This is a genomic window from Kribbella sp. NPDC049227, from assembly GCF_043197265.1.
Lineage (GTDB): Bacteria > Actinomycetota > Actinomycetes > Propionibacteriales > Kribbellaceae > Kribbella.
In genome coordinates this window covers 268733-291407 of record NZ_JBICST010000012.1, presented here as the reverse complement: position 1 = coordinate 291407, position 22675 = coordinate 268733, and the positions used below count along the sequence as shown (strand labels likewise).

The window sequence follows — 22675 nt, the reverse complement described above, 5'->3', positions numbered from 1 at the left end:
GATCGTACGGTGTCCCTCATGGAGCTGATCGCCTACTTCTGGGAGCAGGAGGACGCCGAAGCGGCCGCCGAACGGCTGGGCGGCCAGGTCCGGCGCGGACGCTTCCACGGCGAGGACGACGACGAGGACCACCCGTGGGTCGTCGTACTCCACGAGGTCGACAAGGCCGAGGTGGACGAGGTCCTGGCGGAGTACGACGGGTGGCTCGAGACCGCGGCCGAGGACGAGCCCACCGCTCCTCCCCCGCTGCCGACCGCGCCCAAGCGTTTCAAGAAAGCGTGAGCACCCGGCCCGGCCGCGCCTCCGTCGGTACACCGTCCGTCAGCACCGGTTGGCCCGCGACGAGCATGTGCTCGATGCCGACCGACAGTTGCCACGGATCGTCGTACGTCGACCGATCGGCGACCTGAGCCGGATCCAGTACGACGAGGTCCGCGACGGCACCGGGTTTCACCACGCCACGGTCGTTGAAGCCCAATCGGGACGCCGGGAGCGAGGTCATCCGCCGGATTGCCTCGGGCAACGAGAGGACGCCGAGGTCACGGGTGTAGCGGCCGAGGACGCGGGGGAACGTGCCGAAGTTGCGGGGATGCGGGTGACCGGTGCCGGTGGCGTCGAGGATCCAGCCGTCGCTCGCAACGCTCGTGCACGGGTGCTGCAGCACCGTGACGACGTCGTCCTCGTTCATCGCGTGGTTGACGACGCTGACCGCGGCCCGGTGGTGTTCGAGCACGCGCAGTGCGGCTTCGGCCGCGTCCACCTCGTCGCGGCGGGCGATCTCGGCCAGGCTGAGACCACGGCAGTCCTCGTACCGGCCGGGTGGCAGCGACGCGATCACGACGGCGTTCCCATCGAGCAGGTCGCGGGTCCGGATGGCCTCCGCGATGCGCTCCCGTTCGGTCCGGTCGGCGAGCCTGGCCAGGAGGGCATGCGGGCCGCCGTCCATCGCCCAGGTGGGCAGCCGGGCCGTGAGCGTCGTACTGGAGGCTGTGTACGGATAGACGTCCCAGGCCACGTCGACTCCGTCTGCGCGGGCTTGGTCGAGGAGCTCGAGTGCGGCGGTGACGAGGCCGTAGTTCGCCTTGCCCACTGCCTTCAGGTGGGAGACCTCGAGCCTCGCTCCGGCGGCCCTCGCAGCGGCGATCGCCTCGTCCAGTGCTGCCAGCAGGTCCGCGCCTTCGTTGCGGATGTGCGTCGAGTAGAGCAGACCGCACTCGGCCGCGGTCGCAACCAGAGCAGCGACCTCCGACGATTCGGCGTATGCGCCCGGTGCGTAGATCAGCCCGGTCGAGAAGCCGACAGCACCCTGGTCGGCGGCCTTGCGCAGCAGGTCCTGCATCGTCCGCAGTTCGTCCGCTGACGGCGCCCGCTCGGCGCTGCCCATGGCTGCGATCCGGAGCGACGAGTGCCCGACCTGCAGTGCGAGGTTCACGGCGGGTTGCAGGGGTGCAGCGAACTCAGCCGTGTCCCGCCACGACCAGTCGTGCTGCGGGTCAAGGAACGCCGTACCGGCCTTCATGGACTCCAGGTCGGTGATCGGGAACGGCGACCAGCCGCAGTTCCCGGTGACCAGTGTGGTGACGCCTTGATGCAGCTGCGTGGCCGCGTCCGGCGACGTACGCACGGAGAAGTCCGCATGCGAGTGCAGGTCGATGAACCCAGGTGCCACAATGTTGCCCGTGGCATCGATCACCTCGGCGTCGGCCGGCGCGGAGTCAGGCGGCAGTACGTCGGCGATCCGGTCGCCGTCGATCAGTACGGTTGCAGCGACGGCGTCCGTACCACTGCCGTCCAGGACGAGGCCACCCGTGATCGCGATCATGTTGTCACCAGCAATATCACGGCGTACATCACGCAGGCGGGCACCAGCATCATCCACCCGGTGATCAGCATGCTCTTCAGGTCGGAGGATCGGGCCAGGCCCATCGCACCGACCATGTTGGCGTTCGGGAACGGGCCGTAGGTGTCCGCCTTCGACGCGAACAGCAGCACCACGACCCAGGCGCCCGGCCCGACCCCGGCGCTCGCCGCCAGCGTCCCGAACACCTTGTCCAGCAGGACGACCTGGGCCGCGGTCGCGCCCGGTACGCCGACCCAGCCGAGCAAGGCGATCGCGATCGCTACTCCGAAGCCGGACACCGTCGCGAGCTCCGGACCGAGCTGGTCGAGGATGACCTTGAACGGCGCGAGCTGGTCGATCAGCGCGAAGAGGGCCGCGAGCAACCAGAACAACAGCAGGATGCTGATCAGCTTGGCTCCACCGCGGTACATGTGCTCGGCGATGTCCTTCGCGGAGAGCCGTCCGGCCAACCCGGTGACGATGCCCAGCACCGGCAGCGCGAGCAGCGGGAAGTTGGTGCCGGCCTCGGTCACCGTCGCGTACACGACGCTGCCGAGCAGTACGACGAGGAAGGTGGCGGTCGCGGCGCGCGGCGCCCGAGCGGTCATTGCACTGTCGTCGGAGACGAGTTCGGCAAGGTCGTACTCGTCGCCGGTGCGCGCGGTCCGGCGCTGGATGTAGGCCACCACGAACGGGCCGAGCACCAGCGAGAGCAGTGCCAGCGGTCCGGCGCCGTACCCGAGGTAGGTCAGGTAGTTGACGTCGGCCGCGGTCATGATCGCGACGTTCGAACCGGCAAAGGGCGCGATCGTGAGGCCGGCGCAGCCGCCGATGAAGATCATCGACGCGGTCGCGGCGCGGGTGTAGCCCAGTCGCGCGGTGATCGGCAGCACGATCGGCGCCGCGATGGCCAGGGCTCCGGCGAGGGTGCCGAGGCTGGCGACGAGGATCAGGCACGCGATCATCACGCCGAGCACGACCGCGACCCTGCTGCGGTTGCCGGCCACCCGCATCACGCCGGACACGATCGTCGACGCCACGCCGGTGACTCTGAGGACCTCGCCGACGCCGGCGCCCAGCACGATGATCAGGCCGATCGCGGTCACCGAGTCGGCCAGCGACTTGCCCAGCAACGTACCGGTCTCGATCGGGCTCAGTCCGGCGATCAGTACGCCGGACAGCACCGCGACGACGGTGCCGACGACGATGTCCATGCCGAGCAGGCACAGGACGGCGTACAGCACGATCGGCAGCAGGCCCCACAGCGTCGGGCCGTCGGTGAGCAGGCCGGCGACGATCGAGACGACCAGCCCGGCCCCGGCCAGCGCGTTCACCAGTCGGCGGCGCCCGGGCGCGACTTCGACCTGGTAGGCGTTCGCGGACGTGGTCGTGCTCTTCTGGTCCTGGCTCATCAAGAGTCCTGTTCGTTCAGAGGGACAGCGTGGCAACGGTGTTCGCGGCGATCAGCTCCGCGTCGACCGCGTGCCCGAGACCGGTTCCCGTCGGCACCTGGACGACACCCCGGGTGGCAGTCACCGCGGGTGTGATCACGTCCTGGGCGTAGTACTTCTCCGAGGCGGAGACGTCCGACGGGAGGGAGAAACCGGGGAGACTGGAGATCGCGACGTTCGCGGCGCGACCGATGCCGAACTCGTGCATGCCGCCGCACCAGACCGGGATGCCGGCCTGCTGAGCGCGGTCGTGCGCGGCGCGGGCGGCGGTCAGGCCACCCATCCGCGACACCTTGATATTGAGCACCTTCAACGCCTCGACGGCCAGAGCGGTCTCCAGGTCGTCGAGGGTCTCGATGCTCTCGTCAAGGCAGATCGGGGTCGTCATCGCCTGCTGCAGACGGGCGTGGGCGAGCAGGTCCCGCGGCGCGAACGGCTGCTCGATCATGGTCAGGCCGAACTCGTCCAGCGCGCGCAGCCCGTCCGACTGCTCCGCGGAATAGATGCCGTTGGCATCGACATGCAGATCCAGCTCCGGGTACGCCGCTCGCACCGCGCGCACCGGCTCGACGTCCCAGCCGGGCGCGATCTTCAGCTTGACCCGCGGATACCCGGCTCCCACCTGGCGCTCGACCTCGGCCAGCAGATCGTCGATCGTCGGCTCGATCCCGAGCGACACCCCGGCGACAACCTCGGTCCGCGTTCCGCCGAGGGCCTCGGCCAGCGGCACACCTCGCACGGTCGACCACAACACCCAGGCGGCGACATCCACGCCGGCCTTGGCGAACTGGTTGCCCCGGACCTTGGCCCACAACCGCGGAACCTGCTCGGGCCGCTCCCAGGTCTGCCCGAGCACGGCCGGAAGGAGGTAACGCTCGGCCATCTGCCAGCACGTCTCGACGGTCTCCGGCGCGTAGTACGGATCCGACGGCGAAGCGATCTCGCCCCAGCCGACGGCTCCCGACGCGTCTTCCAGCTCGACGAGGATGTGATCGAGGTAGGTCTTGCGGTGTGAGCTGGTGCGGAAGGCGTGCACCAGCGGCATCCGGACCCGGTGCAGCCGGGCCGCGGTGATCTTCAGGTCAGTTGACATACAGGCCCAGCTCCGTGTTCAAGCGGTCGCGCTCCCCCAGCCGCCGGCGCGCACCCTTCGCGCTCGCCGTGGTCAGGGTCGCCAGCACGTGCAGCACGGACGCCACCACGGTCGGCGAGTCGACGTACGACGCACTGCCGGTGGCGACGTAGATGGACTGGTCCGCGATCTTCGCCAGCGGCGCGTCCTCGAAGTCGGTGACGGCAACGAGTTCGCCACCGGCCTCGACGAATCTGCGGGCGATCTCGACGGTGTCGCGGCGATACCGGCGCAGCGAGAACGCGACCATCAAGTCGCTCGACCGGACGTCGGACAGTACGTCGACACCGCGCACGACCGTGCCGTCGATCAACGTCACCTGGGACAGACCGGCACTCAGGTCGAAGGCGAGCAGCGAGGCGTAGGAGAACGACTTCGCGGAGCCGATGATGAACCGGCGGCGGGCTGCGACGATCCGGGCGGCCGCCTGGGCGATCGAGTCGTCGGCCAGGATCTCGTCGAGTGCCTGCTCGATCGAGGCTCGCTCCTGCTCGACGACGCGTCGCTGTAACAGGGTCGACGACCGGCGCTGCAGGCGGGCGTCGTAGCGCTCCTGCGGGCTGGTCAGTTCGCGGTTCGGCAGCTCATCAGACATCGTCCACCGGTCCGAAGTAGTAGACGGCGTTCCCGTCCGGCAGCCGGCGGCAGGACACCGCGGCGAGACCCTTGGCGAACAACTCCTCGAACGCCGCCCGCACCTCGTGCCGGTCCTTGTCCGTCGACTCGGCCGGCATCACCAGCTCGGTCAGCTCCTGGTCCGGGACAGCGGCGGGTCGGCCGGTCAGATCCCACTCGACGACGACCCGGTCGGTGCCGGGACCGTACATGTCCGGGGCGAACCAGCGACCGCGGGCGCCGAGCACATCGAAGTTGAAGTGGCCGTTGCGGATCTGGAACGGATCGTAGGTCCAGCGCATCCGGGTCATACCCGAGCCGAGCGCCACCTCGCGCTGGGCGTACTTCAGCTGCCGGCCCAGGCCGCGTCCCTGGTGTCCGGCGGCGACCACGGCCGACTGCGAGTAGTGGTAGAAGCCGCGCTTGTCGGTACCGCAGAAGCCGTAGGCGAAGGCGACGAGCCGGTCGCTCTCGTCCAGTACGCCGACCACCGATCCGCCGTTGCTCGCCAGTGCACCGAGCAGCCGCGGGTTCAGCCCGTAGTCGGGGTGCTGGTAGCCGAAGACCTCGCGATACAGCACCGCGGCCTCGGCGTACCGGTCCTGGGTGGTGAGCGAGACGGATCTGAAACTGTCCTCCACCGGCCCACTCCTCTCAAAGATACGTAACAGATCCTGAGTAAATCCCCTGGACAACAAGGGAGTCAATTGGTGACCAAATGATGATACGTTGCATATCTATGATGATCGATCGACTCCGGGAGTACGTCGGGCACGAGACGCCGACCGGTGACGCCCAGGCCCTGAACGCCTTCGCCGACCGGCTCCTCGACCGGTACACCGAGCTCGGCGGGACTGCCCGTCGCGTTGCGGCGCCGACCGGCGACCACGTCGTTGCCGACTTCCCCGGCCGCGGTCGGCTCGCCGCCGAGGCGCCACTGCTCTTCATCGGTCACCACGACACGGTCTGGCCGGTCGGGCAACTGCGCGACGCGATGCCCTGGCGCGAGCAGGACGGGCTGCTGCACGGTCCCGGCGTCTTCGACATGAAGGGCGGACTCGTCGTCCTCGAGGCGGCGCTCGAGCAGATCGCGGATCGCGATCATCGCCCGGTGCGCGTCGTCGTGGTCGCGGACGAGGAGGTCGGATCGCCGACCGCCCGCGAGCTTGTCACCGCCGAATCGTCCGGCGTGGTCGCCGTCTTCGGTTTCGAATCGCCGCTCCCGAACGGCGACCTCAAGACCGCGCGCCGCGGCAGCAGCCGGGTCCGCATCGAGGTCACCGGCCGCGAGGCGCACGCCGCGCTCGACCCCAGCCGTGGCGTCTCCGCGATCGACGAGCTCGTCGACCAACTGATCGCCGTCCGCGCCTTGGTCGCGGGGTACGCCGACGTGCTGTGCAACGTCGGCACGATCACGGGTGGTGGACGGACGAACGTCGTACCGGGGTCGGCTGCTGCCGATGTCGGGTTCCGGTTCATCGACCCGGAGACCGAGCGAGCGGTGCTGGACGCCGTGACGAGTCTCGAGCCGATCCGGCCAGACGCTCAGTTGCAGGTGTCAGTGATGTCGAACCGGCCCGCCTGGCAGCCGTCGGCGGCGACCGATGAGCTGCTGCAGAAGGTGCAGGCGGCCGCGCGATCGGTTGGTCAGGAGATCGATGGCGCGCCGGCATCAGGTGCCGCCGACACGAACCTGACCGGCTGGCTGGGCATCCCGACCCTGGACGGCCTGGGGCCCCGGGGGAAGGGCGCCCACGCCGTCCACGAGCAGGTGATCGCGGCGAGCCTGGCCGAACGGGCCGACCTGGTCGCCGCGATCATCACGACTATCTAGGCCACAGCTGTTTGACCGTTCCCGCCGCTCCCCCACCACGACGTGTCGGCTCAGCGGCAGCGAGGATCCCACCGCCCGGAAGGAACTCCAGCGCGGCAACGGCACCGATCTCTGCGGCCGAGGTGAATGCGTCGCCCGACGGGACCAGCGTGTGGCCGTAAGGCTTCAGGACTGCGTCGTACGCGTCGATGAACGGCGGCTCGGCCGTCACGGTCGCGGTGTTGCGCTGGGACGCACGCGGTGCCGCGATTGCCTCCGGCAACGTCATGTCGCGGTCGAGCCGGTTCGTCAGCGTCTGCAGGACGGTCGTGATGATGGTCGAGCCACCGGGCGAACCCAACGCGAGGAACGGCTTGCCGCCGCGCAGCACGATCGTCGGCGACATCGAGGACCGCGGCCGCTTGCCCGGCTGGATCCGGTTCGGGTCGGCCTCGTCGTAGACCGCGGAGAAGTCGGTCAGCTCGTTGTTCAGCAGGAATCCGCGACCCGGCACCGTGATGCCGCTCCCGCCGGTCTGCTCGATCGTGAGCGTGTACGAGACGACGTTGCCCCACTTGTCGGCGGCAACCAGGTGTGTGGTCGACAGACCTTCGGTGTCCGGCCGCTGCGTGGTCGCTACGCCCTTCGCGCACTGCGAGTACTTGCCGTCGGGCGAGCCGGCCTTCACCGGCTTGGTCGCGGCGTGCTCCGGGTCGATCGCGCAGGACCGCTCGGCGCCGAAGCCGGGCGACAACAACTCCTTCGTCGGTACGTCGACGTACGCCGGATCACCGACGTACGCGGCTCGATCCGCGAAGGCGAGGGCGGATGCCTCGAGGTAGGTGTGCAAGGCCTGCGGGGTGTCCATCTTGTCCAGGTGGAGCGGCTGGAGGATGTTCAGCGCCTCGCCGACCGTGGTCCCACCGGATGACGACGGCGGCATGCCGTACACGTCCAGGCCGTCGTACCGGACCTTCGTCGGCTCCCGGTTGATCGTCTTGTACTTGGAGAGGTCGCTGGTCGTGAGGTAGCCGGGCATCACCGGCAACGTTGCACCCGCGGCCTTGGGCGGGGTCTTCACGACTGCCTCGATCTCGGACGCGAGCGGGCCGCCGTAGAAGGCCGACAGGCCCTCCTTGCCGAGCATCCGATAGGTGTCGGCGAGCTCCGGGTTCTTGAACACCGAGCCGACCTTCGGCGCGTCACCGCCGGGCAGGAACAGCTTGGCCGTCGGCACGATCGCGCTGAACCGGGCCTTGTTGTCCAAGGTCTGGCCGCGGAAGGTGTCGTCCACGACGAAGCCTCGATCGGCCAGGTCGGCGGCCGGCTTCAGCGCCTTGCCCAGCGACAGCGAACCCCACTGCCGCAGTGCCGAGTCCCAGGTCGCCAAGGTGCCCGGGATGCCGACCGAGACGCCGGAGGTCACCAGCTCCGGGGTGAAGCGGTACGGCTGACCGGTGGCCGGGTCGATGAACGCGTCGTTGGGCATCGTGGCGGGCGCGGTCTCGCGGCCGTCGATCGTGAACACCTTGTGTTTCTTGGCGTTGTAGAAGACGAAGTACCCTCCTCCGCCGACTCCCGCGGAGTACGGCTCGGTCACGCCGAGCGCGGCGGCGGTGGCTACCGCGGCGTCGACCGCGTTGCCGCCACGGCGCAGTACGCCGAGGCCGACGTTCGTGGCTTCGGGATCGACCGAGGCGACCGCACCACCGAACCCGATGGCGGTCGGATGCTTGGCCGGCGGCTGCGGCGAGCCGGCGGCCGCGCCGCTCGCACTCAGGCCGGACAGGACGAGGGCACCTGCAGACAGAGATGCGACCAGCTTCTTCACCAGTTCTCCCGCGGGGCGTCGGCATACAGGGACAAGCCCTTGCCTATCCCGAACTGGGGCTGCGCGCCAGTTGGGGCGCGGCTAGATCGCTGCTAGTTCACCGTGCAGGAGTCCAGGAAGCGGCGGAGGAGCTCGGGATTCCAGTCCTTGTCGCCGGCCGGAAGCTCGACCAGGAGCCACTGGTCGGGCAGCTTCACCTGACCCGCGACGCGACCGTCGAGCCGGCCGATGTGGAACGTCTTGCCGGCCGACTGGGTGACCTGGACCGATGCGAGCGTGCGAGCCTCCGGAGCCGCCTGCAGGACCACCTTGGTGTCGGTGTCCGCGGTCCGCATCGTCGGCTGGGACAGAATGACGCGGTCCTGCGGGATCGGGGTCTCGGCGCTCCAGCCCTTCGGGGCGAGGGTGCAGCCGATCGTGTTCCAGGGCTGCTGGTTGGCGACCAGTTCGACTACGGACGCACCGAACATCGACATCGTCTCGCCCTCGGCCGGCGCGGGTGACGAGGACGACGGCGCGGTCTGCGCGGTCTCGCTGTCGGCCGGTCCGCCGGCGACCTCGGTCCCCGGGTTCCCCCACCACTTCACCTGGTTGCCGATCGCGAGCACGGCCGCTGAGACCGCGGCCACGCACAGCACACCGGTCACCCGGCGACGCCGCTTGATCCGGCGCAACGCCCGGCGCCCACGCGCGACGTCCGCGTCGATGTCCGCCGTCGGCAGCCCATCGGCGGCCTCGTCGGCGAACCCCTCCAGCAACCTCTTGACCTCGTCCACTTCTCCTCAACTACTCCCGGTCGCCTGATCCGACGGTTCGTCGGTCATCAGGTCCTTCAGTCTCTTCAGCGCCTTCGCGGTCTGGCTCTTCACGGTCCCCTCGGTGCACTGCAGGATCCGCGCACAGGTCGCCACGTCGAGATCCTGGAAGTACCGCAGTACCAGGACCGCCCGCTGCCGCGGTGCGAGGTCCAGCAGCGCCCGCCGGACGGCCAGCGTGTCCACCGGGTCCGCCTCGTCGGTCAGCCGCGGCTCGAGCGTCTCCGCGGTCACCACCTCGGGGTGGCGGCCGGCCCGGCGACGCTCGTCCAGGAAGGCGTTGACCAGGATGCGGTGCGCATACGGTCCGGCGCCCTCGTGCTTGATCCGGTGCCAGTGCACGTACACGCGGGTGCAGGCGGTCTGGACCAGATCTTCGGCGGTGTGCACATCCCCCGCGGTGAGCAGCAACGCCGTTCTCATCAGTCGGGTGCGGTCCGCGAGCAGGTACTCGCGGAACTCGGCCTCACGGTCACCCCCTCGCATCGACGGACCCCCGGCCATGGGCTGGGCCCTCTTCCACCCCGACTACGCCGCCGGTCCCCCTTCGGTTGCCTTCGGCTATCACGTTCAGTGCCTTCTCCACCAGATCGGGGTCGTCGTACGGGAGCCACACAATGCGTTGGTCCTTACGGAACCACGAGTCCTGCCGCCGCGCGAACCGGCGGGTGGACTGCGCGGTCCGCTCGCGCGCCTCCTGTTCGCTGATCTCACCGTCGAGCAACGCGATCACCTGCGAGTAGCCGAGGGCACGGTTGGCCGTCTTCCCTTCAAGCAAACCCTTGTTCAGCAGATCTCGCACCTCGTCCACGAAACCCGCGTCGAACATCCGGTCCACCCGCCGGCCGATCCGCTCGTCCAGCTCCGGCCGCGGTACGTCGAGACCGACCTGCACCGCACCCGGGTAGACATAGTGATGCTCGGGCAACGTCGCGACGTACGGGCCGCCGGTGATCTCGATGACCTCCAGCGCCCGGACGATCCGCCGCCCGTTGCTCGGCAGGATCTGCTCGGCCGCCTTCGGATCCACGTCGGCGAGCTTCTGGTGCAGCGCTCCGGACCCGACGCGGTCGAGCTCCGCTTCCAGCTTTGCGCGTACGGCGGCGTCCGTGCCGGGGAACTCGAAGTCGTCGAGGATCGCGCGCACGTACAACGCGGAACCGCCGGCCAGCACCGGCACCACGCTGCGGCTGACACAGTCGTCGATCGCGGCCCGTGCCAACTGCTGGAACTCGGCCACGGTCGCGGTCTCGGTGACGTCGAGGATGTCGAGCAGGTGATGCGGTACGCCGTCGCGCTCGGCCGCCGTGATCTTCGCCGTACCGACGTCCATGCCGCGGTACACCTGCATCGCGTCCGCGTTCACCACCTCGCCACCCAGGCGTTTGCACAGGGCAACGGACAGGTCGGACTTGCCGGCCGCGGTGGGACCGACGACCGCGACCACGAGTGCTTCGGCCATCACTCCAGTGTGTCAGTGTCCCGGCCGTCCCCGCTCCACCGCCCTGGCAGGGATCAGTTGAAGAGTGCACCAAAACCGGCACCGGGCTTGTGGTTGACCCGGAAAGTTCGGTAGGACTCATCATGATGATCGCAACACCGATACGGGAGGAATGACGCTGTGACGAATCCGTTCGAGGAAGAGTCTGACGCGGCGAAGGACGCGCTGGACCTGGGGGGCGACAGCAAAGAGGACCTTGCTGCCGCAAAGCGCAGTGGTGGGGACGTCGAGTTGAAGCGCAGTGGTGGCGACGTCGAGTTCAGCGGCGGTGACGTCGAGTCCGACTCCGGCGGCGACGTCGAGTCCGAACCTGACGGCAGCGGTGGTGACGTCGAGTCCAGGCCCGGCGGCGACAGCTAATTCCTGTCACGACGGCTGCGGTGCAGGGTCCCACAGTTCGGGGCCGGGAGATGCGAAGATCACCGCTAGCTGTCCGTAAGCAGTTCACTACGCAGGAATGGGAGCCCGACGATGGGCATCTTCGACAAGTTCAAGGGCAAGGCCGAGGACCTGAAGGACAAGGCCGGCGACCTGGTCGACCAGCACGGCGACAAGGTAGGCCAGGGTCTGGACAAGGCCGGTGACTTCGTCGACGAGAAGACCGGCGGTAAGTACGGCGACAAGATCGACCAGGGTGTCGAGAAGGCCAAGGAGGGCCTGGACGGCCTCGACGGCCAGAACGACGACATCCCCGGCACGAACCGCCCCGCCTGACCGCACCACCCGAAGGGCCGCGAGCAACCTCGCGGCCCTTCGGCCTGCAAGGACACCCCACCGCTCCGCAGATCCGGGAAGCTGGAACAGCTTCTCCGCACCCAGCGATCTGACCTGGTGCGAGGTGGTGGAGTGCCGCGCCATCGCCGACGCCGTACGAGAGGTCAACGCGCGCTCGATGGTTACGCCTCAGGAGCCTTGCGGCGAGTGAATCTCGAGCGGAACTTGGAGTCGTACTCCAGTCGCACGTACCCCGAGGAATGCACTCCCACCGCGACGAACCCCACGGCCAGGAACACGATCCCCGCGATCATGGACATGTGCCAGAACGCCGCGGTGATGCCGACGAACGCCGAGCCTTGTGCGACCGCCTTGGCCAGTCCGACCAACGGTGACCTGCTCGCTCGACGGCGAAACTCCTCCTGCCGATTCAGCACCAGGAGCGCAGCCAGCAACGGGATCGAGACGGCGAACGCGATGACGCACACCATCGCCGACGGGTCGAGCGAGGGCTCGGTCAGGAACGGCTGCACCACGACCAGGCCGGCGGCACCCAGTCCGCCGTAGATCAGGTTGGACTGGCGGATCCACTCCTGCTGAGCCGCCGGGTCGGCGGTGGCGTCCTCAGCCTCCTGCCGGATCCGTTCGGCATCGGCTTCGGCTTCCGCCTCGGCGAGCCGCGCCTGCTCAGCCAGGAAGTCCTCGTCCTCGTTCATGGGCACATCCTCCCCGACGCCTCGCTGGTCACGTCAGCCGCGGCCGGTCGGGGCTGAGGGCTAGGCAAGCGTCTTGCGGAGGACGGTGATCATCGTTTCGTACCGGGTCACCGTGCCGTCCGGTGTCTCCCGGTTCCAGCCGCCCGGCTCGCGGCCGACAACGACGTACCCGAGGCGTTCGTAGAGTGCACGCGGCCGTGCGGCGTTCTCGTCGATTCCCAGCTCGGCCAAGGTGAGACCACGTCCGCGGATCCGCTCCTCCAACGCCTGCACGAGGACCGTGCCGATGCCACACGACCGTAGCGGCGCATCAACCTCCAGCTGCCAAAGCACCGGAACACCCGAAGGCTTGGCGTAGTCGACCCCGCCGGTCGCCACAGGAATCCCCGACGGCGGACAGACCGCGAGGAAGTCCACCTCCCCGCGCTTCGCCCGCTCAAGAGCCTCGAAGGTCCCCGCGAGATGCGTATCCGTCCAGCCGGCGAACCCCGGATACAGATCCTCAGCAGCCAGATCCCTCACCGTCAGCGGCACCACGACATCCGACATACGCGCCACCATGTCACCCGCCCAGCGACCACCGCCACAGAATTCCCTACCCATAGCTCCTACGGGGTTGTCGGCGGGGGTGGTTAGGGTCGTGGGCATGGATCGGTTTCGGGTGGTTCCGGCGGCTTATGTGGTGTTGCGGCGGGGGGATGAGGTGTTGATGTTGCTGCGGGCCAACACCGGTTACATGGACGGGTACTGGGCGGTGCCGGCAGGGCATGTGGAGAAGGGCGAGTCGGTGCTCGAGGCGGCGGTGCGGGAAGTGCGGGAAGAGGTTGGGGTGGAGATCGATCCGGCAGACCTCGTGCCGATCACCGCGATGCACCGGACCGGTGGGAACGGTGACCCGATCGACGAGCGGGTCGATTTCTTCTTCACGACGTCCCGCTGGAGCGGTGAGCCCCGGCTGATGGAGCCGGACAAGGCAGGCGGCCTGGAGTGGTACTCGCTGGACAAGCTTCCCGACCCGGTCGTTCCGCACGAGGCGCGGGTGCTGGCCGGTCTGGCCGGTGACGGCCTTCCCGCGGTGATCGCCCACGGTTTCGACTGAGTTCACCAACGCTTGGATCGCCTCGCCCTAGAGTTCGCTGCGATGTCAGCGAGCTTCGGAGGCGAGCGATGAACGAGCGGTACGACGGGACGAGCCGGCGGCGACTGTTGCAGGCGGGTGCACTCGGCGCGGGCGCGGTGCTCGCATCGGGCACGCTGAGCACCGGAGGGGCCGCAGCCGCGGCGACCCAGGCGAGCAGGGCATCGGGTGGGCGGATCGACACCGAGCACCCTCGGTTCACGGTCGCCGTCGTACCGGACACGCAGTACCAGTTCGACCTGGACCGCGGCGACCCGGCGCCGCTGACCGCGAGCTTCGAGTACCTGATCGACCAGCGCTCGGCCGAGAACATCGTGTTCACCGCGCACCTCGGTGACGTGGTCGAGAACGCGCAGGCGTCCGAGTTCGCCCAGGCGGACCCGGTGTTCAAGATCCTCGACCGGGCCCGGATGCCGTACTCCGTCCTGGCCGGCAACCACGACATCGACGCCTCGAAGGACGACACCCGCGGCGACTCGGCGTACCTGCGGACGTTCCCGCCGCAGCGGTTCCGGCGGATGGCGACGTACGGCGGCTCGACGCCCAACGGGTACAACTCGTACCACGTGTTCCGCGCGGCCGGCCGGCAATGGTTGCTGCTGGCAATGGACTGGCGGCCGTCGGACGCCAGCTTCGCGTGGGCGCGGGACGTGATCGCCAGACACCCGAAGCTGCCGGTCATCCTGACCACACACGAGTTGGTGAACGCCGACCACGGCCGGCCGGTGGCCTACTTCACCGACCACGGCAACCGGGTCTGGGACGAGTTGGTGAACGGCAACGACCAGATCTTCCTCACGCTCAACGGCCACTTCTGGCCGCCCGGTCGGGTCGTCCGCCAGAACGCCGCCGGCCACGACGTACACCTGCACCTGACCAACTACCAGGACCGGTACTACGGCGGATCCGGGATGATCCGGCTCTACCACTTCGACCTGGCCCGGAACACGATCGACGTCGAGACGATCGCGCCGTGGCTCCTCGGCCAGGACCCGGCCGAGCGCAACGCGCTGGCCGAGGGCGACCTGGAGCTGACCGACGACACCAACCGGTTCAGCATCCCGATCGACTTCGCCGAGCGGTTCGCCGGCTTCGACCCGGTCCCGGTCCGCCCGGCGCGCCCGGCCGCGCAACTCGTCATTCCGGGTACGGCGGCGTACTGGCGCTTCGACGGGCCGATCACCGACAAGGTGGTCGACCACTCGGGCAAGGGCAACCACCTGACCCGCGTGCAACTGGCCGGCGACGGGCCGCAGGCGTCGACAGAGTTCCACCCGGATCAGCCCGGGCACGCCAGCTGGCTGTTCTCCGGCGGCAAGAACCCGGCCCGCGGCGGCTACCTGCGGACCGCCGACGGCGCGCCGCTCAACGCCCTCACCTTCACCAACGGCTACACGATCGAGGCGTTCGTGAAGCTGGCCGACGACGGCGCCGACCACGCCTGGGAGGGTCTGCTGAGCCGGATGGGCACCGGCGCGGATGCGGGCAAGACCGGCAGCGATCCGTCGGAGCCGGTGGTCAACCTCGCGTTCTCCGGCGGACGCCAACTGCAGTGGGCCGTGTACCCGCTCGACCGCAACGACACGTTCACGAACTGGGGCCACGAACAGGTCGCCGTACAGTGGTTCCACCTCGCGGTGGTCAACGACGGACGGCACAGCACCTTGTACGTCGACTCGTCGCCGCTGCTCCGCAATCCGGCAACGACGTCCAACGGACTGGCGACCGCCGGCAAGCCCTGGCTCGTGGGTGCGAATCACTACGCCAACGTGATCGAGCAGTCCTTCGCCGGCCACATCGGCGAGCTCCGCATCGTCACCCGCGCCCTGAAACCGTCAGCGTTCCTGAACGCCTAGAGATGTGAGCGGATCAGGGCTTCCTGCGCCGGCAGCATCGCCAGCTCTTCGCTGGAGAGGGTGGGGTTGTTGCTACGAGCACGGAGCGCGGCGGGCAGGCCGGGCGTCGGGTCGATGGAGTGCGCGAGGTAGCTGCCGAGGGCCTCGCGCAGGAGGGGTGTCAGCTCCGCGAACGCCGGGTCGAGGGCGACCTGGGCGAAGATGATCGCGCTCATCGCGACGTCGAACTCCGCCGGTCCCTCCTCGGCGTTGCACCAGTCGATGACGACCGGACCATCGGTCGTCGCGATGACGTTGAGCGGATGCAGATCGCCGTGCACGACGACCAGCCCGTCGGCACCGCTCGGAGGCGGGATCGCATGCAGGCGCCGGTGCAGGTCGGCGTGCAGCTCACCCAGTTCGGTCGCGGTCAGCTGACCCGCGATCGCGGCGTCGCCCAGCGTCGGACCGTCGATCCGCTGCATCACCATGTCCGGCCCGTCGACCTCGAAGACCGTCGGCACCGGGTAGTCGTACTTCGCGACATGCCGCATGTACTCGGCCTCGTCGCGCACCGGGTGCCCGTTGCGGTACCGCCGCAGTACCCGGCCGTCGCTCAGGGCGTAGACGTCCGCATCGCGCCCGTTGGCGAACGGCTCGGCGCCGGCTGGAAGCTTCACCCGACCTGACACCCGCCGGTTGCGGGCTCCAGCGGTTCGGCGCCGATCGTGGGCATGCCGAGCATCACTCCTGGTGTCGAGGCCGGTGCGTCCTGGGCTCGCTCCCAGGCGTCGCCGGCGCGCGTACGTCGCACTGCACCGAAGACATCCGCGACGAGGTGGTGTGGCGCGGCGTAGGTGACCTCGACCGTTGCCATGTCACCCGGTCGCGGTGCCTCGACGCTCTCCGGCAACGCGAAGTGGACGAGCCGGTTGTCCCGCGCGCGGCCGCTGAGGCGATGAGTGGCGGCGTCCTTGCGCCCCTCCCCCTCGGCCACGAGCACCTCGAGGGACCGGCCGACGACCTTCTTGTTCTCGTCCCAGGCCATGTCGTCCTGCAGGGCGACCAGACGTTCGTACCGATCCTGGACGACGTCGCGCGGGACCTGGTCCTCCATCGACTCCGCCGGCGTCCCGGGACGCTTCGAGTACTGGAAGGTGAACGCACCCGCGAACCGGGCCTGCCGGACCACGTCGAGCGTGCCCTGGAAGTCCTCCTCGGTCTCACCGGGGAAGCCGACGATGATGTCGGTGGTGATCGCCGCGTCGGGCATCGCGGCCCGCACGTCCTCGATGATCTTCAGGTACCGATCGCGGCGGTACGAGCGCCGCATGGCCTTCAAGACACGGTCCGAGCCGGACTGCAGCGGCATGTGCAGCGAGGGCATCACGTTCGGCGTCTCGGCCATCGCCTCGATCACGTCCGCGGTGAAGTCACGCGGGTGCGGCGAGGTGAACCGGACCCGCTCCAGCCCGTCGATCGTGCCGCAGGCCCGGAGCAGTTTGCCGAAGGCGTAGCGGTCGCCGAACTCGACGCCGTACGAGTTCACGTTCTGGCCGAGCAGGGTCACCTCCAGCACGCCCTCGGCGACCAGCGCCTCGACCTCGGCGAGTACCTCGCCCGGCCGGCGGTCCTTCTCCCGGCCGCGCAGCGACGGCACGATGCAGAACGTGCAGGTGTTGTTGCAGCCGACGCTCACCGACACCCAGGCCGAGTACGGCGACTCGCGCCGGGTCGGCAGCGTGGACGGGAACACCTCGAGCGCCTCGAGGATCTCGACCTGCGACTCCTGCTCCACCCGAGCACGCTCCAGCAACGCCGGCAGCGACCCGATGTTGTGCGTCCCGAAGACGACGTCCACCCACGGTGCCTTCTTGGTGATGCTGGCCTTGTCCTTCTGCGCCAGACACCCACCGACGGCGATCTGCATGCCCGGCGTCTTCGCCTTCACCGGCGCCAGGTGACCGAGGTTGCCGTACAGCTTGTTGTCGGCGTTCTCCCGGACCGCGCAGGTGTTGAAGACGACCACGTCGGCCTGGTCGCCCTCGGGCGCGCGGACGTAGCCCGCGTCCTCCAGCAGACCGCGCAGCCGCTCGGAGTCGTGAACATTCATCTGGCACCCGTAGGTGCGGACCTCATAAGTACGCATGACAGCCACCTAGAGTACGTGCCGCGGTAGACATTTCCCTACCTGGGACCGGGTCCCTGTAACCCCTGACCAGCAAGCCCCCGGCGAGAATAGTGAGGGGCATGAACAGTTCTCGTCGCCAGTTCCTCGCCCGTACCGCCGCCGGCGCCGCCGTGATCGCCGGGGGCTCCTTCACCGCCACCACCGCGTCTGCCCTCGTGAAGCCCACGGTGAACTCCGTGGGTACGACGCCGATCACCGCCCTCACCAACGCCACCGTCATCGACGTCGCCACCGGACGCCGGGACCGTAACCAGACCGTCCTGATCAGCGGCGACCGCATCATCGGCGTCGGCCACAACCTCCCGGTGCCCCGCGGGGCCGTCCGGATCGACCTGACCGGCAAGTTCGTCATCCCCGGTCTCGCCGACATGCACGTCCACAGCCTGGGCGACGAGCGGGTGTCTCCCCCGCTGTACCTCGCCAACGGGCTGACCATGGTCCGCGAGATGGCCGGCAGCGATCCGGCCCTGTACGACTGGCGCGACCGGATCGACGCCGGCACGCTGCTCGGCCCGCGGATGGTGGTGGCCAGCCAGATCATCGACGGCGATCCGACCCTGTGGGACCCGAACCTGCTGCATGTCCTGGTTGTCGAGGACGCTGCCGCCGCTCGGGCCGCCGTACGCCAGGTCAAGGCCGAAGGCGCCGACTTCGTGAAGGTCTACTCGCGGCTCGGCGGGCCGGCGTACGCCGCCATCCTCGACGAGGCGCGCAAAGTGGGCCTGACGGTGCACGGCCACGGTCCCGACGAACTCACCTCGAAGGAGGTCAGCAACGCCGGCCAACGCAGCATCGAGCACATCCATTCACTCGGCCTGTCCGTCTCCACCCGCGAGGCCGAGGTACGCCGGATGGTCCGCGCGATCAGCGTGAAGACCGGTGACTACAACGCGTGGTTCCGGCAGATGCACCCGATCGAGTGGATCGCCGCGAACACCTACAGTCCGAGCCGGGCCGCCGATGTCTTCGGCACGCTGCGGCGCAACCGCACCCGGGTGACGCCGACGCTGACCATGCACAACGTGCTGGACCGGCCCGACTACACCGCCCTCGACCCGGCGACCACGAAGTACCTGAGCGCGGACTCGATCGGCACCTACGACTACGTGATGGAGAACCTCTACAAGGCCAACCGGACCACGGAGGAGATCTCCCACCAGCGGCAGATGTGGGAGTGGCGGCAGCGCTTCGCCCACGAACTTCTCGCCCACGACGTCCCGCTCCTGGCCGGCACCGACACAGGTACGCCGTACTCCGTCCCCGGTTTCGCTCTGCACGACGAACTCGAGCACCTCGTCCGGGCCGGCGCCACCCCGCGTCAGGCCCTGCACGCGGCCACCGTCGAGCCGGCCACGTTCCTCGGACTCGGCAACGACCTCGGCTCGGTCGAACCCCGCAAGATCGCGGATCTCGTTGTATTGGAGGCCGATCCACTCAAGGACATCCGCAACACGCGACGGATCCATTCGGTCGTCACGCGCGGCCGGGTGATCTCGCCGGCCGCCCGTCAGCGCATGCTGGCCAGCGTCGAGGCCGCGGTCCAGGAGCCGCCGTCGGCCGCAGCCATCGCTGCAAGTGGCTGTTGCGGAACAGGGGTTAATGGACACTGAAGCGCAGATCATGCGGGCTGTGACCGGCCGGTCACAGCCCGCTCCGCTTTGTTGCAGATCGTTACCACCGTGGAACCGGGGGGTCGTTTGTCCGTGCCCCCCGCTCCAGTAGGTTCTGGCCATGAGCGATTCCGGAACCTTGACGAAAACCGGTCTGGTCGCCCTGACCGATGTCAACAAACATTTCGGTGACCTGCACGTCCTGAAGGACATCAACCTGTCCATCGCCAAGGGCGAGGTCGTCGTGGTGATCGGTCCGTCCGGATCCGGCAAGTCGACGCTGTGCCGCGCGATCAACCGGCTGGAGCCCATCGACTCCGGCACGATCACCCTGGACGGCCAGCCGCTGCCCAGTGAGGGCAAGGCCCTGGCCCGGCTCCGCGCCGACGTCGGCATGGTGTTCCAGTCGTTCAACCTGTTCGCGCACAAGACGATCCTGCAGAACGTCACCCTCGGCCCGAGCAAGGTGCGTGGCCAGTCCAAGTCCGAGGCCGAGGAGAAGGCCCGGGGGCTCTTGGAGCGGGTCGGCGTCACCGCCCAGGCCGACAAGTACCCGGCTCAACTGTCCGGCGGTCAGCAGCAGCGGGTCGCGATCGCCCGCGCGCTGGCCATGGATCCCAAGGTGATGCTGTTCGACGAGCCGACCTCGGCCCTGGACCCCGAGATGATCAAAGAGGTCCTGGACGTGATGGTCGACCTGGCCAGGCAGAGCATGACGATGATCGTCGTCACGCACGAGATGGGCTTCGCCCGTCGTGCGGCGAACCGGGTCGTGTTCATGGCCGACGGCCAGATCGTCGAGGAGGCCGAGCCGGAGCGGTTCTTCACCGATCCGCAGACCAAGCGGGCCCAGGACTTCCTGTCGAAGATCCTGACCCACTGACCGTCCACAACGCCGTCCCAGCGCAGTACTGATCAACGGAGGAAAAGACAATGCGACAGCGAATCATCGCTGCCCTCGGCATCGCGGGCCTGGCGGCGACCGGACTGGTTGCCTGTGGCGACGACTCTGACGCCGGCTCCGGTTCCGGCTCCAGCGGTGGCGAGAAGGTCACCATCGGCATCAAGTTCGACCAGCCGGGTCTGGGCCTGAAGGAGGGCGCGGACTACACCGGCATGGACGTCGACGTCGCGAAGTACGTCGCCAAGGAGCTCGGATACGCCGAGGACGGCATCACGTTCAAGGAGTCCCCGTCGGCCCAGCGCGAGACGCTGCTGGCCAACGGTCAGGTCAAGATGATCTTCGCGACCTACTCCATCACCGACGCCCGCAAGGAGAAGGTCTCCTTCGGCGGTCCGTACATGGTGGCCGGCCAGGACCTGCTGGTCCGCTCCGACAACACCGACATCACCGGACCGGAGTCGCTGGGCGGCAAGAAGCTGTGCTCGGTGACCGGCTCCACCTCGGCGCAGAAGGTCAAGGACCAGTTCGCCGACACGGTGCAACTGCAGGAGTACGACACCTACTCCAAGTGTGTCGAGGCCCTCGGCGCCGGCGCGATCGACGCGCTCACCACCGACAACACCATCCTGGCCGGCTACGCCGCGCAGGAAGCCAACAAGGGCAAGTTCAAGGTGGTCGGCAAGACCTTCTCGACCGAGCGCTACGGCGTCGGCCTGAAGAAGGGCGACACCGAGACCTGCACCAAGGTCAACGACGCGCTGAAGAAGATGGTCGACTCCGGCGAGTGGCAGAAGGCCTTCGACAAGAACCTCGGCCAGGCCGGTCTGAAGCTGGACACGGCCACCAACCCGCCGAAGACTTTCGACGCCTGCGCCTGATCTAGCATGCTCCGGGGAGGGACCGTCCGCGGTCCCTCCCCGGTGTGCTGGTCTCCGCCTCGTTCCCCAGCAGGAGAATCATGGACGTGATATCGGAGTTCTTCTCCGAGTACGACGGTCTGCAGGCGTTCCGCACGACCATCTACCTCACGCTGCTGTCGGCACTGTTCGCACTGCTGATCGGCACCGTGGTGGCGGTGATGCGGGTCTCCCCGGTCCGGGTGCTGCAGGTGATCGGCACCGCCTACGTGAACATCGTCCGGAACACCCCGCTGACGCTGGTCATCGTGTTCTGCAACCTCGGGCTGTTCCTGCAGCTCGGCGTCTCGCTGGCGAACAAGGACTCGAACACCTTCATCAACGACAACAACTTCCGGCTGGCCGTCCTCGGCCTGTCGGTGTACCACGCGTCCTTCGTCGCCGAGGCGATCCGTAGCGGCGTGAACACCGTGCCGCTCGGCCAGGCCGAGGCGGCCCGGGCGATCGGCCTGCCGTTCCTGAAGACGCTGTGGTACGTCGTTCTGCCGCAGGCGTTCCGCGGCGCCATCGCACCGCTCGGCAATGTGCTGATCGCGCTGACCAAGAACTCGACGGTTGCCTCGGTCATCGGCGTGACCGAAGCGTCGGCGGTGATGAAGGTGATGATGGAGGACCGTCCGGACGTGCTCTTCGTCGTGTTCGGCATCTTCGCGGTCGGCTTCGTGATCCTGACCCTGCCGATCGGCATCCTGTTCACCTCGATGTCGAAGCGACTGGCGGTGAAGCGATGAGCGGCACCGTCCTGTTCGACGCACCCGGCCCGCGGGCCAAGCGCCTGTACGCCGCGGTCGGCGTCGCCAGCGTCGTACTCCTGCTGCTGGCGCTGTGGTTCGTGATCGACAAGTTGAACGAGAAGGGTCAGCTCACCGCGGCGAAGTGGCAGCCGTTCCTGACCGGTGAGATCTGGACCGAGTACCTGATCCCCGGTCTGATCGGCACGCTGACCGCGGCCGCGATCTCGGTCGTCTTCGCGATGACCCTCGGCATCCTGCTCGGTGTCGGCCGGTTGTCCACCCAGGTCTGGGTCCGGTGGCCCTGCGGCATCGTCGTCGAGTTCTTCCGCGCCGTACCGGTGCTGCTGATGATGCTGTTCACGTACGCCCTGTACGCGAACTACAACCTGTTCCCGCCGGATCGGCTCGCCCTGGCCGCGGTCGTCACCGGTCTCACGCTGTACAACGGCGCGGTGGTCGCCGAACTGGTCCGCTCCGGGGTGTACTCCCTGCCGAAGGGGCAGAGCGAGGCCGCGATGGCGATCGGCCTGACCACCGGGAAGTCGATGCGGATGATCCTGTTGCCGCAGGCAATCACCGCGATGCTGCCGGCCATCGTCGGCCAGCTGGTGGTGATCCTGAAGGACACCGCGCTCGGCTACATCATCACCTACGAGGAACTGCTGCGGAAAGCCGAGCAGATCGGCAACTTCAAGTCGAACCTGCTCCCGGCACTGATCGTTGTGGGCGCGATCTTCGTGATCATCAACTACCTGCTGACCGTGCTCGCGCACCGGGTCGAGCGCATGATGCGCCGTCGCGGCCGCTCCGCCGGTGGTCCGCTCACCGCCGAACCGCTCGGCCAGTCCGCGGTCGGCACCACCGAGGCGCTGCCCGTCGGCGACGGGCCGCCCTCGGCCAACTGAGCACGCGAAAGGG

General features: G+C 68.4%; 24 protein-coding genes. 11 read left to right on the top strand and 13 right to left on the bottom strand.

Annotation, left to right across the window (positions count from 1 at the left end; all coding sequences use genetic code 11):
* Window positions 1–18 precede the first annotated feature (18 nt).
* Window positions 19–282: a hypothetical protein gene (locus ACGFH6_RS43930; protein WP_393397155.1), complete on the top strand. Its 264-nt coding sequence runs from the start codon at window positions 19–21 to the stop codon at window positions 280–282.
* On the opposite strand, the gene ACGFH6_RS43925 is transcribed toward ACGFH6_RS43930, so the two are convergent.
* The 5 genes from ACGFH6_RS43925 to ACGFH6_RS43905 are packed head-to-tail and all read right to left on the bottom strand — an operon-like array spanning window position 269 to window position 5679.
* On the bottom strand, window positions 269–1822 hold the full coding sequence (locus ACGFH6_RS43925) for an amidohydrolase family protein (protein WP_393397153.1): 1554 nt from the start codon (window positions 1820–1822) through the stop codon (window positions 269–271). The genes ACGFH6_RS43930 and ACGFH6_RS43925 overlap by 14 nt on opposite strands.
* Window positions 1819–3252, bottom strand: a complete 1434-nt coding sequence (locus ACGFH6_RS43920) for a Na+/H+ antiporter NhaC family protein (protein ID WP_393397151.1) — start codon at window positions 3250–3252, stop codon at window positions 1819–1821. Before ACGFH6_RS43920 ends, ACGFH6_RS43925 begins: the two co-directional genes overlap by 4 nt.
* Window positions 3253–3268: 16 nt before the next feature.
* Window positions 3269–4384, bottom strand: coding sequence for an o-succinylbenzoate synthase (gene menC / locus ACGFH6_RS43915; RefSeq protein ID WP_393397149.1), 1116 nt, complete (start codon window positions 4382–4384; stop codon window positions 3269–3271).
* Complete coding sequence (locus ACGFH6_RS43910; protein ID WP_393397147.1) at window positions 4374–5018, bottom strand: MurR/RpiR family transcriptional regulator; 645 nt, start codon at window positions 5016–5018, stop codon at window positions 4374–4376. The genes menC and ACGFH6_RS43910 overlap by 11 nt, the downstream gene beginning before the upstream one ends.
* Window positions 5011–5679 carry a GNAT family N-acetyltransferase gene (locus tag ACGFH6_RS43905; RefSeq protein ID WP_393397144.1) on the bottom strand — a complete coding sequence of 223 codons (669 nt, stop codon included), beginning with the start codon at window positions 5677–5679 and terminating at the stop codon, window positions 5011–5013. The genes ACGFH6_RS43910 and ACGFH6_RS43905 overlap by 8 nt, the downstream gene beginning before the upstream one ends.
* Before the next feature lie 98 nt (window positions 5680–5777).
* On the opposite strand from ACGFH6_RS43905, the gene ACGFH6_RS43900 reads away from it, so the two are divergent.
* Window positions 5778–6872, top strand: a complete 1095-nt coding sequence (locus ACGFH6_RS43900) for a M20/M25/M40 family metallo-hydrolase (protein WP_393397142.1) — start codon at window positions 5778–5780, stop codon at window positions 6870–6872.
* Here ACGFH6_RS43900 and ggt read toward each other — a convergent pair.
* From ggt to miaA, 4 genes are all read right to left on the bottom strand, one after another.
* On the bottom strand, window positions 6865–8682 hold the full coding sequence (gene ggt, locus ACGFH6_RS43895) for a gamma-glutamyltransferase (RefSeq protein WP_393397140.1): 1818 nt from the start codon (window positions 8680–8682) through the stop codon (window positions 6865–6867). The genes ACGFH6_RS43900 and ggt overlap by 8 nt on opposite strands.
* A gap of 92 nt (window positions 8683–8774) precedes the next feature.
* Entirely contained in the window at window positions 8775–9458 is a 684-nt protein-coding gene (locus ACGFH6_RS43890) for a hypothetical protein (protein WP_393397138.1), read from the bottom strand.
* A 6-nt stretch (window positions 9459–9464) separates the two neighbouring features.
* Window positions 9465–9983 (bottom strand): SigE family RNA polymerase sigma factor, encoded by a 519-nt coding sequence (locus ACGFH6_RS43885; protein ID WP_131354892.1) that lies wholly within the window; start codon window positions 9981–9983, stop codon window positions 9465–9467.
* On the bottom strand, window positions 9970–10959 hold the full coding sequence (gene miaA / locus ACGFH6_RS43880) for a tRNA (adenosine(37)-N6)-dimethylallyltransferase MiaA (RefSeq protein ID WP_393397136.1): 990 nt from the start codon (window positions 10957–10959) through the stop codon (window positions 9970–9972). Before miaA ends, ACGFH6_RS43885 begins: the two co-directional genes overlap by 14 nt.
* Before the next feature lie 159 nt (window positions 10960–11118).
* On the opposite strand from miaA, the gene ACGFH6_RS43875 reads away from it, so the two are divergent.
* Both ACGFH6_RS43875 and ACGFH6_RS43870 read left to right on the top strand, forming a co-directional pair.
* On the top strand, window positions 11119–11358 hold the full coding sequence (locus ACGFH6_RS43875; protein WP_360452156.1) for a hypothetical protein: 240 nt from the start codon (window positions 11119–11121) through the stop codon (window positions 11356–11358).
* A gap of 111 nt (window positions 11359–11469) precedes the next feature.
* The gene (locus tag ACGFH6_RS43870) at window positions 11470–11712 is read left to right on the top strand and encodes an antitoxin (RefSeq protein WP_393397133.1); all 243 of its coding nucleotides are present in this window, start codon (window positions 11470–11472) and stop codon (window positions 11710–11712) included.
* A gap of 182 nt (window positions 11713–11894) precedes the next feature.
* Here the strand turns inward: ACGFH6_RS43870 and ACGFH6_RS43865 are convergent, their stop codons facing one another.
* Complete coding sequence (locus tag ACGFH6_RS43865) at window positions 11895–12428, bottom strand: hypothetical protein (protein WP_393397131.1); 534 nt, start codon at window positions 12426–12428, stop codon at window positions 11895–11897.
* Window positions 12429–12488: 60 nt separating this feature from the next.
* Entirely contained in the window at window positions 12489–12977 is a 489-nt protein-coding gene (locus ACGFH6_RS43860; protein ID WP_393397129.1) for a GNAT family N-acetyltransferase, read from the bottom strand.
* A gap of 97 nt (window positions 12978–13074) precedes the next feature.
* Here ACGFH6_RS43860 and ACGFH6_RS43855 point away from each other — a divergent pair, with 97 nt between their 5' ends.
* Both ACGFH6_RS43855 and ACGFH6_RS43850 read left to right on the top strand, forming a co-directional pair.
* A complete protein-coding gene (locus tag ACGFH6_RS43855) occupies window positions 13075–13527 on the top strand; it encodes an NUDIX domain-containing protein (protein WP_393397127.1) in 453 nt (150 codons plus the stop codon).
* 68 nt (window positions 13528–13595) lie between these two features.
* The gene (locus ACGFH6_RS43850; RefSeq protein ID WP_393397125.1) at window positions 13596–15422 is read left to right on the top strand and encodes a LamG-like jellyroll fold domain-containing protein; all 1827 of its coding nucleotides are present in this window, start codon (window positions 13596–13598) and stop codon (window positions 15420–15422) included.
* On the opposite strand, the gene ACGFH6_RS43845 is transcribed toward ACGFH6_RS43850, so the two are convergent.
* Complete coding sequence (locus tag ACGFH6_RS43845; RefSeq protein ID WP_393397123.1) at window positions 15419–16081, bottom strand: phosphotransferase; 663 nt, start codon at window positions 16079–16081, stop codon at window positions 15419–15421. The genes ACGFH6_RS43850 and ACGFH6_RS43845 overlap by 4 nt on opposite strands.
* A complete protein-coding gene (gene miaB / locus ACGFH6_RS43840; RefSeq protein ID WP_393397121.1) occupies window positions 16078–17550 on the bottom strand; it encodes a tRNA (N6-isopentenyl adenosine(37)-C2)-methylthiotransferase MiaB in 1473 nt (490 codons plus the stop codon). The genes ACGFH6_RS43845 and miaB overlap by 4 nt, the downstream gene beginning before the upstream one ends.
* Window positions 17551–17651: 101 nt before the next feature.
* Between miaB and ACGFH6_RS43835 the strand changes: the two genes are divergently transcribed.
* The 5 genes from ACGFH6_RS43835 (at window position 17652) to ACGFH6_RS43815 (ending at window position 22662) form a co-directional block, all read left to right on the top strand.
* Window positions 17652–19202 carry an amidohydrolase family protein gene (locus ACGFH6_RS43835; protein ID WP_393397118.1) on the top strand — a complete coding sequence of 517 codons (1551 nt, stop codon included), beginning with the start codon at window positions 17652–17654 and terminating at the stop codon, window positions 19200–19202.
* 121 nt (window positions 19203–19323) lie between these two features.
* Window positions 19324–20085, top strand: coding sequence for an amino acid ABC transporter ATP-binding protein (locus tag ACGFH6_RS43830; protein ID WP_393397116.1), 762 nt, complete (start codon window positions 19324–19326; stop codon window positions 20083–20085).
* Window positions 20086–20135: 50 nt separating this feature from the next.
* Window positions 20136–20984, top strand: a complete 849-nt coding sequence (locus ACGFH6_RS43825; RefSeq protein ID WP_393397114.1) for a glutamate ABC transporter substrate-binding protein — start codon at window positions 20136–20138, stop codon at window positions 20982–20984.
* Between the two features lie 80 nt (window positions 20985–21064).
* The gene (locus ACGFH6_RS43820) at window positions 21065–21754 is read left to right on the top strand and encodes an amino acid ABC transporter permease (protein WP_393397112.1); all 690 of its coding nucleotides are present in this window, start codon (window positions 21065–21067) and stop codon (window positions 21752–21754) included.
* Window positions 21751–22662, top strand: coding sequence for an amino acid ABC transporter permease (locus tag ACGFH6_RS43815; protein WP_393397110.1), 912 nt, complete (start codon window positions 21751–21753; stop codon window positions 22660–22662). The genes ACGFH6_RS43820 and ACGFH6_RS43815 overlap by 4 nt, the downstream gene beginning before the upstream one ends.
* The last annotated feature ends 13 nt before the right edge of the window (window positions 22663–22675 follow it).

Coding starts and splice junctions, on each gene's coding strand:
- ACGFH6_RS43830 (WP_393397116.1), top strand. CDS start 19,324: ATGAGCGATTCCGGAACCTTGACGAAAACCGGTCTGGTCGCCCTGACC.
- ACGFH6_RS43860 (WP_393397129.1), bottom strand. CDS start 12,977: ATGTCGGATGTCGTGGTGCCGCTGACGGTGAGGGATCTGGCTGCTGAG.
- ACGFH6_RS43825 (WP_393397114.1), top strand. CDS start 20,136: ATGCGACAGCGAATCATCGCTGCCCTCGGCATCGCGGGCCTGGCGGCG.
- ACGFH6_RS43910 (WP_393397147.1), bottom strand. CDS start 5,018: ATGTCTGATGAGCTGCCGAACCGCGAACTGACCAGCCCGCAGGAGCGC.
- ACGFH6_RS43835 (WP_393397118.1), top strand. CDS start 17,652: ATGAACAGTTCTCGTCGCCAGTTCCTCGCCCGTACCGCCGCCGGCGCC.
- miaA (WP_393397136.1), bottom strand. CDS start 10,959: ATGGCCGAAGCACTCGTGGTCGCGGTCGTCGGTCCCACCGCGGCCGGC.
- ACGFH6_RS43820 (WP_393397112.1), top strand. CDS start 21,065: ATGGACGTGATATCGGAGTTCTTCTCCGAGTACGACGGTCTGCAGGCG.
- ACGFH6_RS43850 (WP_393397125.1), top strand. CDS start 13,596: ATGAACGAGCGGTACGACGGGACGAGCCGGCGGCGACTGTTGCAGGCG.
- ACGFH6_RS43865 (WP_393397131.1), bottom strand. CDS start 12,428: ATGAACGAGGACGAGGACTTCCTGGCTGAGCAGGCGCGGCTCGCCGAG.
- ACGFH6_RS43920 (WP_393397151.1), bottom strand. CDS start 3,252: ATGAGCCAGGACCAGAAGAGCACGACCACGTCCGCGAACGCCTACCAG.
- menC (WP_393397149.1), bottom strand. CDS start 4,384: ATGTCAACTGACCTGAAGATCACCGCGGCCCGGCTGCACCGGGTCCGG.
- ACGFH6_RS43930 (WP_393397155.1), top strand. CDS start 19: ATGGAGCTGATCGCCTACTTCTGGGAGCAGGAGGACGCCGAAGCGGCC.
- ACGFH6_RS43885 (WP_131354892.1), bottom strand. CDS start 9,983: ATGCGAGGGGGTGACCGTGAGGCCGAGTTCCGCGAGTACCTGCTCGCG.
- ACGFH6_RS43870 (WP_393397133.1), top strand. CDS start 11,470: ATGGGCATCTTCGACAAGTTCAAGGGCAAGGCCGAGGACCTGAAGGAC.
- ACGFH6_RS43925 (WP_393397153.1), bottom strand. CDS start 1,822: ATGATCGCGATCACGGGTGGCCTCGTCCTGGACGGCAGTGGTACGGAC.
- ACGFH6_RS43855 (WP_393397127.1), top strand. CDS start 13,075: ATGGATCGGTTTCGGGTGGTTCCGGCGGCTTATGTGGTGTTGCGGCGG.
- ACGFH6_RS43900 (WP_393397142.1), top strand. CDS start 5,778: ATGATGATCGATCGACTCCGGGAGTACGTCGGGCACGAGACGCCGACC.
- ACGFH6_RS43815 (WP_393397110.1), top strand. CDS start 21,751: ATGAGCGGCACCGTCCTGTTCGACGCACCCGGCCCGCGGGCCAAGCGC.
- miaB (WP_393397121.1), bottom strand. CDS start 17,550: ATGCGTACTTATGAGGTCCGCACCTACGGGTGCCAGATGAATGTTCAC.